Source organism: Mumia sp. zg.B53, from assembly GCF_019550935.1.
In the GTDB taxonomy this organism is placed as follows: Bacteria; Actinomycetota; Actinomycetes; order Propionibacteriales; family Nocardioidaceae; genus Mumia.
Genome location: NZ_JAHWCK010000001.1, coordinates 442,278 through 454,466, shown reverse-complemented (window position 1 = coordinate 454,466; position 12,189 = coordinate 442,278). Strand labels below are relative to the sequence as shown.

13 protein-coding genes and 1 tRNA gene are annotated in these 12,189 nt (G+C 70.8%); 13 read left to right on the top strand and 1 reads right to left on the bottom strand.

Annotated features, from left to right (window positions below):
* Positions 1 to 139: 139 nt before the first annotated feature.
* The 12 genes from KV102_RS02335 (at position 140) to der (ending at position 11,306) form a co-directional block, all read left to right on the top strand.
* Positions 140 to 1,834 (top strand): CTP synthase, encoded by a 1,695-nt coding sequence (locus tag KV102_RS02335; protein ID WP_220341825.1) that lies wholly within the window; start codon positions 140 to 142, stop codon positions 1,832 to 1,834.
* Positions 1,831 to 2,472: an NUDIX domain-containing protein gene (locus tag KV102_RS02330; protein WP_220345192.1), complete on the top strand. Its 642-nt coding sequence runs from the start codon at positions 1,831 to 1,833 to the stop codon at positions 2,470 to 2,472. The genes KV102_RS02335 and KV102_RS02330 overlap by 4 nt, the downstream gene beginning before the upstream one ends.
* Before the next feature lie 64 nt (positions 2,473 to 2,536).
* Entirely contained in the window at positions 2,537 to 3,655 is a 1,119-nt protein-coding gene (gene ald, locus KV102_RS02325) for an alanine dehydrogenase (protein WP_220345191.1), read from the top strand.
* Positions 3,652 to 4,590, top strand: a complete 939-nt coding sequence (gene xerD, locus KV102_RS02320; RefSeq protein WP_220345190.1) for a site-specific tyrosine recombinase XerD — start codon at positions 3,652 to 3,654, stop codon at positions 4,588 to 4,590. The genes ald and xerD overlap by 4 nt, the downstream gene beginning before the upstream one ends.
* An 86-nt stretch (positions 4,591 to 4,676) precedes the next feature.
* On the top strand, positions 4,677 to 5,561 hold the full coding sequence (locus tag KV102_RS02315) for a ParA family protein (RefSeq protein ID WP_220345189.1): 885 nt from the start codon (positions 4,677 to 4,679) through the stop codon (positions 5,559 to 5,561).
* A complete protein-coding gene (locus KV102_RS02310; RefSeq protein ID WP_220345188.1) occupies positions 5,546 to 5,878 on the top strand; it encodes a hypothetical protein in 333 nt (110 codons plus the stop codon). The genes KV102_RS02315 and KV102_RS02310 overlap by 16 nt, the downstream gene beginning before the upstream one ends.
* Complete coding sequence (locus KV102_RS02305) at positions 5,875 to 6,750, top strand: ScpA family protein (RefSeq protein WP_220345187.1); 876 nt, start codon at positions 5,875 to 5,877, stop codon at positions 6,748 to 6,750. Before KV102_RS02310 ends, KV102_RS02305 begins: the two co-directional genes overlap by 4 nt.
* The gene (gene scpB / locus KV102_RS02300) at positions 6,737 to 7,441 is read left to right on the top strand and encodes an SMC-Scp complex subunit ScpB (RefSeq protein ID WP_220345186.1); all 705 of its coding nucleotides are present in this window, start codon (positions 6,737 to 6,739) and stop codon (positions 7,439 to 7,441) included. Before KV102_RS02305 ends, scpB begins: the two co-directional genes overlap by 14 nt.
* On the top strand, positions 7,434 to 8,174 hold the full coding sequence (locus tag KV102_RS02295; RefSeq protein ID WP_220345185.1) for a pseudouridine synthase: 741 nt from the start codon (positions 7,434 to 7,436) through the stop codon (positions 8,172 to 8,174). Before scpB ends, KV102_RS02295 begins: the two co-directional genes overlap by 8 nt.
* A complete protein-coding gene (locus tag KV102_RS02290; RefSeq protein WP_220341816.1) occupies positions 8,171 to 9,253 on the top strand; it encodes a prephenate dehydrogenase in 1,083 nt (360 codons plus the stop codon). Before KV102_RS02295 ends, KV102_RS02290 begins: the two co-directional genes overlap by 4 nt.
* A gap of 14 nt (positions 9,254 to 9,267) precedes the next feature.
* Complete coding sequence (cmk, locus tag KV102_RS02285) at positions 9,268 to 9,960, top strand: (d)CMP kinase (RefSeq protein WP_308290203.1); 693 nt, start codon at positions 9,268 to 9,270, stop codon at positions 9,958 to 9,960.
* Entirely contained in the window at positions 9,957 to 11,306 is a 1,350-nt protein-coding gene (gene der, locus KV102_RS02280) for a ribosome biogenesis GTPase Der (protein ID WP_220341814.1), read from the top strand. The genes cmk and der overlap by 4 nt, the downstream gene beginning before the upstream one ends.
* 39 nt (positions 11,307 to 11,345) lie before the next feature.
* Here the strand turns inward: der and KV102_RS02275 are convergent, their stop codons facing one another.
* Positions 11,346 to 11,963: an alpha/beta fold hydrolase gene (locus KV102_RS02275; RefSeq protein WP_220345183.1), complete on the bottom strand. Its 618-nt coding sequence runs from the start codon at positions 11,961 to 11,963 to the stop codon at positions 11,346 to 11,348.
* A gap of 140 nt (positions 11,964 to 12,103) precedes the next feature.
* Between KV102_RS02275 and KV102_RS02270 the strand changes: the two genes are divergently transcribed.
* A tRNA-Pro gene (locus tag KV102_RS02270) sits at positions 12,104 to 12,177 on the top strand.
* Positions 12,178 to 12,189: the final 12 nt, after the last annotated feature.

The following is a 12,189-nucleotide window of genomic DNA, read 5'->3' as shown; positions in this document are numbered from 1 at the left end:
TCCCGGACGTTGCCGGACCTTGATAGGGTGAAATCCCGTGAACATGTGCATTGATCCGCCTGTGTTCCACTGACGTGCCACGCGTCGTCCGGACCAACCGGACGCCGACCCGGCAACACACACGATCACGGGAGTTCCCTTGGCAAACTCGGTGCCCACCAAGCACGTCTTCGTCACCGGCGGCGTGGCTTCCTCGCTCGGCAAGGGCCTCACGGCGTCCAGCCTGGGCCGGCTCCTCAAGTCCCGCGGTCTGCGCGTCACGATGCAGAAGCTCGACCCCTACCTCAACGTCGACCCGGGCACCATGAACCCGTTCCAGCACGGCGAGGTGTTCGTCACCAACGACGGGGCCGAGACCGACCTCGACATCGGCCACTACGAGCGGTTCCTCGACGAGGACCTCGTCGGTCGCGCCAACGTGACGACGGGTCAGGTCTACTCCGAGGTCATCGCCCGTGAGCGTCGTGGCGACTACCTCGGCGACACCGTCCAGGTGATCCCGCACATCACCAACGAGATCAAGGACCGCATGCTCACCATGGGCGGGCCTGCCGTCGACGTGGTGATCCACGAGATCGGTGGCACCGTCGGTGACATCGAGTCGCAGCCGTTCCTCGAGTCCGCGCGCCAGGTCCGCCACGAGATCGGCCGCGACAACTGCTTCTTCCTGCACGTCTCGCTCGTCCCCTACATCGGTCCGTCGGGGGAGCTCAAGACCAAGCCGACACAGCACTCGGTGGCCGCCCTGCGCTCGATCGGCATCCAGCCCGACGCCATCGTGTGCCGCTCCGACCGGGAGGTCCCGGTGAGCGTCAAGCGCAAGATCTCGCTGATGTGCGACGTCGACGCCGAGGCGGTCGTCAACGCGATCGACGCGCCGTCGATCTACGACATCCCGAAGGTCCTGCACACCGAGGGCCTCGACGCCTACGTCGTACGCCGTCTCGACCTCCCGTTCCGTGACGTCGACTGGAAGCAGTGGGACCAGCTCCTGCGCCGCGTCCACGAGCCGGAGGAGGAGGTCACCGTCGCGCTCGTCGGCAAGTACGTCGACCTTCCCGACGCCTACCTCTCGGTGGTCGAGGCACTGCGGGCCGGCGGCTTCGAGCACGACGCCAAGGTCCGCGTGAAGTGGGTGCCGTCCGACGAGTGCGCCACGCCGGCAGGCGCTCAGCAGTGGCTCGGCGACGTCGATGCCGTGTGCGTCCCGGGCGGGTTCGGCATCCGCGGCATCGAGGGCAAGCTCGGTGCGCTGACCTGGACGCGCGAGCACCAGGTGCCCACCCTCGGGCTCTGCCTCGGCCTGCAGTGCATGGTCATCGAGTACGCGCGCTCGTTCGCCGACATCCCCGACGCCAGCTCGACGGAGTTCGACCCCGCCACCGAGCACCCCGTCATCGCGACGATGGCCGAGCAGGAGGCGTACGTCGAGGGCGCCGGCGACCTCGGCGGCACGATGCGTCTCGGTCTCTACGCCGCTCGCCTGACGCCGGGTTCGGTCGTCGCGGAGGCGTACGGCGCCACCGAGGTCGAGGAGCGCCACCGGCACCGCTACGAGGTCAACAACGGCTACCGCGACACGCTCGAGAAGGCCGGGCTGTCGTTCTCCGGCGTCTCGCCCGACAACCACCTGGTCGAGTTCGTCGAGCTGCCGCGCGAGGTCCACCCGTACTACGTGGGCACCCAGGCGCACCCCGAGCTGCGGTCGCGCCCGACCCGTCCGCACCCGCTGTTCGCCGGTCTTGTCGCTGCGGCGCTCGCCCGGCAGCGCGAGATGCGTCTGCCGGTCGACGAGTCGGGTCTGCGTCGACGTCCCGCCGAAGTCACCGCGTGAGCGCGGCGACGCGCGTCGCGCACCCCACCCTGCCCGGTCTCCTGCTCGCTCCGGGCGAGCAGCTCGAGGACCGCGCCGAGTCGTGGCAGGTCCGCAGCAGCGAGACCCCGTACGCGTCGGCGTTCGTCGACGTCGTCCTGGATCAGGTCGAGACGCCCGAGGGCGGCACGATCAACCGGACGACCGTCCGCCACGACGACGCGGTGGGAGTGGTGGCGCTCGACGACCAGGGGCGCGTCCTCCTGCTCGAGCAGTACAGGCATCCCGTCCGAGAGCGGCTCGTCGAGCTCCCGGCCGGGCTCCTGGACATCGAGGGCGAGTCGGCCGCCGACGCCGCGGCGCGCGAGCTGGCCGAGGAGACGGACCTCGTCGCCTCGGAGTGGTCGCACCTCGTCACCCTCCGCTCGTCGCCCGGATTCACCGACGAGCGGGTCGAGGTCTACCTCGCGCAAGGGCTCGAGGCCGTCGCCGATGACGCCCGCACCGAGCGGCTGGACGAGGAGGCCGACATGACGAGCGTGTGGGTCCCGCTGGGCGACGCGGTCGCGGCCGTGCTCGACGGGCGGATCACCAACGCCCTGGCCGTCGCTGGGCTGCTGGCGGGTCAGGTGCGCGCACACGGGGACACGTCCGCCTAGGATCGGCTGTGTCGACGACCGCCCAGCGGCAACGCTGTCATGAGCGGTCCGGGAGGAGTGCACGATGAGGATCGGCGTCCCACGCGAGGTCAAGGTCCACGAGTACCGCGTCGCGATCACCCCGGCGGGAGTGCGTGAGCTTCGGGAGGCGGGCCACGACGTGCTCGTCGAGGCCGGAGCCGGCGAGGGCTCCTCGATCTCCGACGGCGAGTTCGTGCGTGCCGGGGCTGACATCCTCCCCGGTGCCGAGGGGGTCTGGGCGGCCGCTGACCTGCTGCTGAAGGTCAAGGAGCCGATCCCCGAGGAGTACGCCCGGCTGCGACCCGACCAGGTGCTCTTCACCTACCTGCACCTCGCCGCGTCGCGAGAGTGCACCGAGGCGTTGCTGGCGGCCGGGACCACGGCGATCGCGTACGAGACCGTGCAGACCGCCGACCGGGCGCTCCCGCTCCTCGCGCCGATGAGCGAGGTGGCGGGACGCCTCGCGTCCCAGGTGGGTGCCTACCACCTGCTGGCCCCCGAGGGCCGCGGCGTGCTCATGGGCGGCGTGCCCGGAGTGCATCCGGCCGACGTCGTCGTCCTCGGTGGGGGCGTGTCCGGCCGCAACGCTGCCGCGATCGCGCTGGGCATGGGGGCACGTGTCTCCCTGTTCGACATCAACGTCGGCCGGCTGCGCCAGCTCGACGCGGAGTTCGGCGGACGGCTCCAGACCGTCGCCTCGAACCGCTATCAGGTCGAGGGCGCGGTGGCTGAGGCCGATCTCGTCATCGGCGCGGTGCTCGTCCCGGGAGCCAAGGCGCCGCGCCTGGTGACCCACGAGATGGTCGCCACGATGCGACCCGGCAGCGTGCTCGTCGACATCGCGATCGACCAGGGCGGCTGCTTCGAGGACTCGCGTCCGACCACGCACCTCGCGCCGACGTTCGCGGTCGAGCGGTCGGTGTTCTACTGCGTCGCGAACATGCCTGGTGCGGTGCCGCACACGTCGACGTACGCGCTGACCAACGTGACCATGCCGTACGTCCTGGCGCTCGCCGAGCACGGGTGGCGCGAGGGGCTGCGGCTGGACCCTGCCCTCCGCGCCGGTCTCAACGTCCACGACGGCTCGGTGACCAACGAGGGGGTCGCGGAGGCGCACGCCATGACGTACGTCTCGCCCGACGCGGTCGTGGGGGTCTCGTGAGCGAAGCCGGCCGAAGCGACGTTGGTCGGCTCGTCGAGGAGTACCTCAGCCACCTGGGCGTCGAGCGGGGCCTCGCCGCCAACACGCTCTCCTCGTACCGCAGGGACCTGCGCCGCTACTCCGCCTATCTCGGGGAGCGGGGGATCGCGTCCCTGGACGAGATCGCGGAGGCCGACGTGACGGACTTCCTCGCCGCGCTGCGGGAGGGAGACGACGACCATCCGCCGCTCAGCGCGCCCAGCGCGGCCCGCACGCTCGTCGCGGCCCGGGGCCTTCACAAGTTCGCGCTCCGCGAGGGCGTCATCGGACGCGACGCCGCGGCGGAGGTGAAGCCACCGGCACCGCCGCGGCGACTTCCCAAGGCCCTCGCGGTCGAGGAGGTCGAGGCGTTGCTGGACGCCTCCGGATCGGCGGGCACCGCGCTGGCGACACGTGACCGGGCCCTGCTGGAGCTCCTGTACGGCACGGGTGCCCGGATCTCGGAGGCCGTCGGGCTCGACGTCGACGACCTCGATCTCGAGGCCGGTGAGGTGCTGCTGCGCGGCAAGGGCGGCAAGCAGCGCATCGTCCCGGTCGGGCGCTTCGCCCAGGAGGCCGTACGGGCTTATCTCGAAGGAGTGCGGCCGGGACTGGTGAGCGCGCGGACCCCGGGTGGAGCGGTCTTCCTCAACTCCCGAGGCGGTCGGCTGTCGAGGCAGAGCGCCTGGGCGGTTCTCGCGAAGGCTGCACAACGGGCCGGCATCACCGTCGACGTCTCGCCGCACACGCTCCGCCATTCCTACGCCACCCATCTGCTGGACGGGGGCGCCGACGTCCGCGTCGTCCAGGAGCTGCTCGGGCACGCCTCGGTCACCACGACGCAGGTCTACACGCTGGTGACCATCGACAAGCTGCGCGAGGTGTATGCCACGGCACATCCACGCGCCCTCGCGTAGCGCCGCCGACACGCCGCGCGGCGCCAGGGTGGAGACTTGTCGACTTGGTACAGTCCAGTCAGCCACCACCACGGGATCGAGAGCGCATGAACCAGCACCGCGATCTGCTCAGCGAGCTCCCGTCGGCCGGCGCCGAGATCGGCCCGACCGGCCGGCCCATGCCGGAGTTCCCCGCCGCGGGGCCCCCGAGCGGAGGACCCGCCTATGTCATCGCCCTGTGCAACCAGAAGGGCGGCGTCGGCAAGACGACGACGGCCATCAACCTCGGTGCCGCGCTGGCCGAGGCAGGTCGTCGGGTCCTCCTCGTCGACTTCGACCCGCAGGCCTCCCTGACCGTCGGCCTCGGCTTCCCGGCCCACGATCTCGAGGCCACGGTCTACCACCTGCTCATGCACGACGACGTCGACGTGCCGGACGTGCTGCTCAAGACCCGCACCGCCAACCTCCACCTGCTGCCGTCGAGCATCGACCTGTCAGGCGCCGAGATGAGCCTGGTGCACGAGGTGGGCCGCGAGCAGACGCTGGCCCGGATGCTCCGGCCGGTCCTCAACGACTACGACGTCATCCTGATCGACTGCCAGCCGTCGCTCGGCCTGCTCGCCGTCAACGCGCTGACCGCCTCCGACGGCGTCCTGATCCCGCTCGAGTGCGAATACTTCGCGCTGCGCGGTGTGGCGCTGCTCAAGGAGACGATCGAGAAGGTCCGCCAGCGCACCAACTTCGACCTGGACATCATCGGTCTCCTCGGGACGATGTACGACAGCCGGACGCTCCACAGCCGAGAGGTGCTGCAGACCCTGGTCGACGGGTGGGGAGACAAGGTCTTCCACACCGTCATCCGCCGTACGGTGAAGTTCTCCGACGCCACCGTGGCGGGGGAGCCGATCACTGATTTCGCACCCGAGTCCAAGGGTGCCGAGGCCTATCGCCAGCTTGCTCGGGAGGTGCTCGTCCGGTGCCCCGGCGTGTGAAGCTGCCTGGCGCCGACGAGCTGTTCCGACCGACCACCGCCCCGGAGCACCCAGGCTCTGCTGCGTCTGCAGAGGGCGACGGGGCCGCGGACGCCGGACGCCCCGGCGGGCGGGTCAAGCACGACAGCAAGGTCACCGTCTACATGAACTCCGCGGAGCTCCTCGATCTCGAGGCGGCCCGCCTGGAGCTGCGGCGCGACCTCGGACAGACGTTGGACCGCGGACGGCTGATCCGCGAGGCGGTCGCGATGGCGCTGGCTGAGTACGCCGAGAACGGTGCCGACGGCGAGCTCGCCCGGCGACTCGGGGCGACGTGAGCGAACCCGCTGGGTTCGTCGTGCACCTCGACGCGTACGAGGGTCCGTTCGACCTGCTGCTGCAGCTGATCGCCAAGCACAAGCTCGACATCACCGAGATCGCGCTGTCCAAGGTCACCGTCGAGTTCATCGCCCACCTCAAGGCGATGGGCCCGGACGGCGACCTCGAGCAGACGACCGAGTTCCTCCTCGTCGCCTCGACCTTGCTCGACCTCAAGGCCGCACGGCTCCTGCCGCAGGCCGACGTCGAGGACGAGGAGGACCTGGCGCTGCTCGAGGCACGCGACCTGTTGTTCGCCCGGCTGCTCCAGTACCGCGCGTTCAAGCTCGTCGCGGCGCGGATGCAGGCGCGGCTGGCGGACGAGTCGAAGCGGTTCCCTCGGTCGGTGGCGCTGGAGCCCCGCTTCGCCACGCTGCTGCCCGAGGTGCTGATCAGCATCGGTCCGGACGATCTTGCCCTGCTCGCCGCGAGAGCCATGCAGCCGAAGGTGCCGCAGGTTCTCTCGCTGACGCACCTGCACGCACCGCAGGTCAGTGTCAGGGAGCAGGCGGTCCTGGTCGTCGAGCGGCTGCGGCGCGGCACCTCGATGACCTTCCGCGCGCTGGTGGCCGACGCCCCAGACACGTTGACGAAGGTGGCTCGGTTTCTCGCCCTGCTGGAGCTGTTCCGCGAGAGCGTCGTCTCGTTCGACCAGGTCACGCCGCTCGGCGAGCTCACGATCCGGTGGACGGGCACAGAGGACGGCGAGGTCGAGGTGAGCGCGGAGTTCGACGAGTCCGACGCCGTACCCGTGGGCGCACCGGACGACGTACACGACGGGGCACGAGCCGGGAACGAACCCGAGACCGAGGATGCAGATGGACGACAGTGACGCGACCGGGCCGACCGGTCCTGCCGATCAGCCGAACCGGGAGGACCCGCAGGACCCGGAGGAGCCGCCCGAGGCGTACCCGTTGCGCCCCGCGCTCGAGGCCGTCCTCATGGTCGCCGACCAGCCCCTCGACCACGTCACCCTCGCGTCGGCCGTCGGGCACCCTCCGGCCGTGGTGGAGACGGAGCTCGTCGAGCTCGCGCGCTCCTACGACGATGAGGGCCGTGGGTTCGAGCTGCGCAGGATCGCCGGCGGCTGGCGCTTCTTCACCAGGGCCGAGTACGGGGGAGCGGTCGAGCGCTTCGTGCTGGAGGGTCAGCAGGCCCGCCTGACGCAGGCGGCGCTGGAGACGATGGCCGTGGTCGCGTACCGTCAGCCGGTCTCGCGGGCGCGGGTCTCGGCGATCCGCGGCGTCAACGTCGACGGCGTCATGCGCACGCTCGTGACGCGTGGGCTGGTCGCCGAGGCCGGGACCGACAGCGAGACCGGAGCCGTGCTCTATGCGACGACTCCGTACTTCCTCGAGCGGATGGGACTCTCCAGCCTCGACGAGCTGCCCGACCTGGCGCCGTTCCTGCCGAGCATGGAGGACATGGACGATCCCGAGGTCCTCGGCGGCGGCGCCGCACCGGTGACCCCCGAGGCGCCCGAGGGTGAAGGCGCCGAACCTGAAGGAGACGAGCATGTCTGAGCAGCACCCCGACGGTGTCCGTCTGCAGAAGGTCCTCGCGCAGGCCGGGGTGGGCTCGCGTCGCGCCAGCGAGGACCTGATGGCCGCGGGCCGCGTCACGGTCAACGGCGAGGTCGTCACCGTGATGGGCCTGCGCGTGCACCCCGCGACCGACGTCATCCACGTCGACGGCAAACGCATCCCACCGGCGTCGGACAAGGCGTACCTCGTGCTCAACAAGCCGCGCGGCGTCGTGTCGACCATGAGCGACGAGCACGGCCGGAGCGACCTCTCGTCGTACGTCGCCGACCGACCGGAGCGGCTCTTCCACGTCGGCCGGCTCGACACCGACACCAGCGGACTGCTGCTGCTCACCAACGACGGCGAGTTCGCGAACCGGATGGCGCACCCCTCGTTCGAGATCACCAAGACCTACGTCGCCGAGGTCGAGGGCGAGGTCAACCGCGGGCTCGGGCGACGGCTGAAGGACGGGATCGAGCTCGACGACGGACCCGTGCGCGTCAACCGGTTCGCGGTGAAGCAGACGACGGCCGACCGGAGCATCGTCGAGCTCGACATCCACCTCGGCCGCAACCGGATCGTGCGCCGCATGATGGAGGCCGTCGGCCACCCGGTCGTCAAGCTCACCCGGACGGCGTTCGGGGGGATCCACCTCGGCGGGATGAAGCCAGGGGAGCTGCGCGACCTGACGTCGGACGAGCTCGGGGTCCTGTTGGATAGCGTGAAGCTGTGACCTCCGCCCCGCAGTCCCGTGCTCTCCCGGGTCCCGTCCTCGTCGTGGGCTGCGGACTCGTAGGCACCTCGCTGGCGCTGGCGCTCACGCGGTCGGGCGCCGAGGTGCACCTGCGAGACACCAGACCGGAGCACGCGCGCACCGCCGAGATGCTCGGCGCGGGCACGCTGGCCGCTCCCGAGAGGGTGGCGCTCGTCGTCGTCGCCGTTCCACCGGACTACGTCGCCGAGGTCGTCGCCGAGGCGCTGGGGGAGTGGCCGGACGCCGTCGTCACCGACGTCGCCAGCGTGAAGCTGCCGCCGTTGCAGGCGCTCGCGTCGGCCGGGACCGATGGCCTCGAACGCTACGTCGGGAGCCACCCGATGGCGGGCAGCGAGCGGTCCGGCCCGACGGCCGCCTCCGAGAACCTCTTCGAAGGGCGTGCCTGGGCGATCACCCCGCACGCCGCCGTCTCCGACGCCGCCATGGAGCTCGTCCGTGACCTCGGCCGTACGGCCGGGGCGACGCTCGTCGAGATGCCACCGGACGAGCACGACGTCGCCGTCGCGCGTGTCTCGCACCTGCCGCAGGTGATGTCGGTCCTGACGGCCGCGCGCCTGCACGGAGGTCCGACCGACCACCTTGCCCTGGCCGGCCAGGGTCTGCGCGACGTGACCCGCATCGCCGGCAGCGATCCCGGCCTCTGGCGCCAGATTCTCTACGCGAACAGGCTGCCGCTGGTGGAGTTGCTGCGAGGTGTGCGCGACGACCTTGACGAGCTCCTCGACGGCATCGAACGCCGCCAGACGATCGAGGACGTGCTCGGCCGCGGTGTCTCCGGCACCCGTCTGATCCCGGGCAAGCACGGCGAGGAGACGCCCGCCGCGCTGGCCACCGTGTTCATCCAGGTGCCCGACCAACCGGGCGAGCTCGGGCGCCTTTTCCGCGATACGGGACAATCGGGAGTGAACATCGAGGATCTGCGTATCGACCACGACCTCGGCCGACCGGTCGGTGTCGCGGAGATCACCGTCCGCTCCGAGCGCGCCGACGAGCTCGCGGCCGCGCTCACCGAGCGCGGTTGGACTGCCCACCTGTGAGGAAGGACCTCTCTGTGCCCCCTGTTGTCATCGCTCTCGACGGCCCGTCCGGGTCCGGCAAGTCGAGCACGGCCCGAGGCGTCGCGACGCGGCTCGGCCTGGCCTACCTCGACACCGGGGCGATGTACCGCGCCCTGACCTGGGCGGTGCTGCAGCGGGGCGCCGACGTCGAGGATGCCGCCGCGGTCGCCGCCGCGGCCGCGGACGCGACCATCGTCTCCGGCACCGATCCGCAGGCTCCGACGATCACCGTCGACGGTGTCGACGTCTCCGGTCCGATCCGCAGCCAGGAGGTCACCGATGCCGTCAGCCAGGTGAGCCGGGTCCCGGAGGTTCGCGAACGCCTGGTCAGGCTGCAGCGCGAGACGATCGCGGCCTCGGAGGGGATCGTCCTCGAGGGTCGAGACATCGGCACCGTCGTGGCCCCCGACGCGCCGCTCAAGGTCTTCCTCGTGGCCGACACGAACGCCCGCGCCGCTCGGCGGGCGGCCGAGCAGGGGCAGGCAGAGGCCGCCCACGTCGAGGCGACGGCTGCGTCGCTCCAACGCAGGGACGCGATCGACTCGTCTCGTACGACGTCGCCCCTCGCCAAGGCTGGCGACGCGATCCAGCTCGACACCACCCATCTGACGCTCGACGAGGTCATCGACGAGGTCGTCCGCCTCGCTGCGAAGGCCGCCCCTGCTCTCGGAGGAACCACCCCATGACCGATCCCGTCAACGAGTCCGACAGCGGACGGGTCCCCGTACTCGCCGTCGTCGGCCGCCCCAACGTCGGCAAGTCGACGCTGGTCAACCGCATCCTGGGGCGACGCGAGGCCGTCGTCCAGGACGTCCCCGGCGTGACCCGTGACCGGGTCTCGTACGACGCCGAGTGGAGCGGACGCGAGTTCACCGTGGTCGACACCGGCGGCTGGGATCCCGACGCCCGAGGTCTCGCCGAGCGCATCGCGGCGCAGGCGGAGGTGGCGGTCTCCGCGGCCGACGCCGTCATGTTCGTCGTCGATGCGACCGTGGGCATCACCGATGCCGACGAGCAGGTCGTCAAGGTCCTCCGTCGTTCGGGCAAGCCCGTCGTCCTGGTCGCCAACAAGGTCGACGACGAGCGAGGAGAGCTCGAGGCGGCGACCTTGTGGAACCTGGGCCTCGGTGAGCCGTTCCCTGTCTCCGCCCTTCACGGCCGAGGCGCTGGCGACCTCCTCGACATCATCCTGGAGATCCTCCCCGACGCACCGCAGGAGACCGACGACGAGGACGAGGGACCGCACCGGGTCGCCCTGGTCGGCCGGCCCAACGCCGGCAAGTCGAGCCTCCTCAACAGGATCGCCGGCTCGGAGCGGGTGGTCGTGGACAGCGTCGCCGGCACCACCGTCGACCCGGTCGACGAGCTGGTCGAGCTCGGTGACGAGCTCTGGCGCTTCATCGACACCGCCGGCATCCGCCGCCGGGTCAAGGAGGCGTCGGGCCACGAGTACTACGCGAGCCTGCGCACCGCGACGGCCATCGAGCGGGCCGAGGTCGCCGTCGTCGTCATCGACTCGAGCGAGCCGATCTCGGAGCAGGACCTTCGGATCATCCGCCAGGTCGAGGAGGCGGGGCGCGCACTGGTCCTCGCGTTCAACAAGTGGGACCTCGTCGACGACGAGCGACGCTACTACCTCGACCGCGAGATGACCCGCGAGCTGGTTCAGGTCCAGTGGGCGCCCCGGGTCAACATCACGGCGCTGACGGGCTGGCACGTCGACCGCATCGTGCGCGCGCTCAACACCGCGCTCGACGGCTGGTACACCCGCGTCCCGACGGGGCTCCTCAACACCTTCCTGGGCCGTCTGGTCGCCGAGCACCCCCACCCGGTGCGCAGCGGGAAACAGGCCAAGGTGCTTTTCGGGACCCAGGCCAGCGTGGCGCCGCCCACGTTCGTCCTCTTCACGTCGGGCAAGCTCGAGGACCAGTACATCCGGTTCATCGAGCGCCGGCTGCGTGAGGAGTTCGGGTTCGAGGGATCGCCGATCCACCTGACCCAGCGCGTACGGGAGAAGCGCAAGCGCCGCTGACGTCAGGCGCCTCGCGTGGGATCGATCGCCTCGCGAGGCTCAGCCGTCGAGGAACGGCAGCACGGTGTCCAGCCATGCCTGGGGAGCCCGGGCGTGGATCAGGTGGCCGACGTCGATGGTGACGCGGCGCGCATCGGGGACTCGGTGCACCAGCTCGTCGATGGTGTCGTCCGGGACGTGGCTGGTGGGGCCACCAGCGAGGACGAGCGTCGGTGCTGTGACACGCGCGAGGTCCTCGCGCCACGAGGGGTCCGGGTCGTCGATCTGGCGGCGGACGGCAAGGACCACGTCCCAGTCGAAGGGCTGCGGTCCGTCGGGCCGCTGAGGGGTGCTCGGGGTGCGCGGTCGTAGCGCGCCGACGTCTTCGAGGACGAGACGACGCACCCGGCTCGGATACGTCACGGCGAGCTGGCACGCGATGGCTCCGCCGAGCGAGTGGCCGACGAGGTCGACCTGGTCGATGCCCTGCGCATCGAGCAGGTCGATGACGTCGTCACGCATCCGGTCCAACGTGTACGGGGGCTCCCAAGGCGCGTCCCCATGTCCACGGAGGTCGATCGCGTGGACCTCGCGCCCTCGGGAGAGGGCGGGCATGAGGGCGTCCCAGCTCGCACGCGTCTCGCCCAGCGAGGGCAGCAGGACCAGCGGCGGCGCCATGAGGCGACCGTACGGCGGCTGTCAAGCAGGGTCGTCCGTCCCCGCGCTCGGCACCTCGCGCGACCTCGTAGGCAGTGTCGAACGGGTTCGGGACGGCTGCTAATGTTGCTTGTCGGGTCCAGGACGCGTTTCTGGGCCTTCGGGCTGTGGCGCAGCTTGGTAGCGCACTTGACTGGGGGTCAAGGGGTCGCAGGTTCAAATCCTGTCAGCCCGACCGATTTCAGGC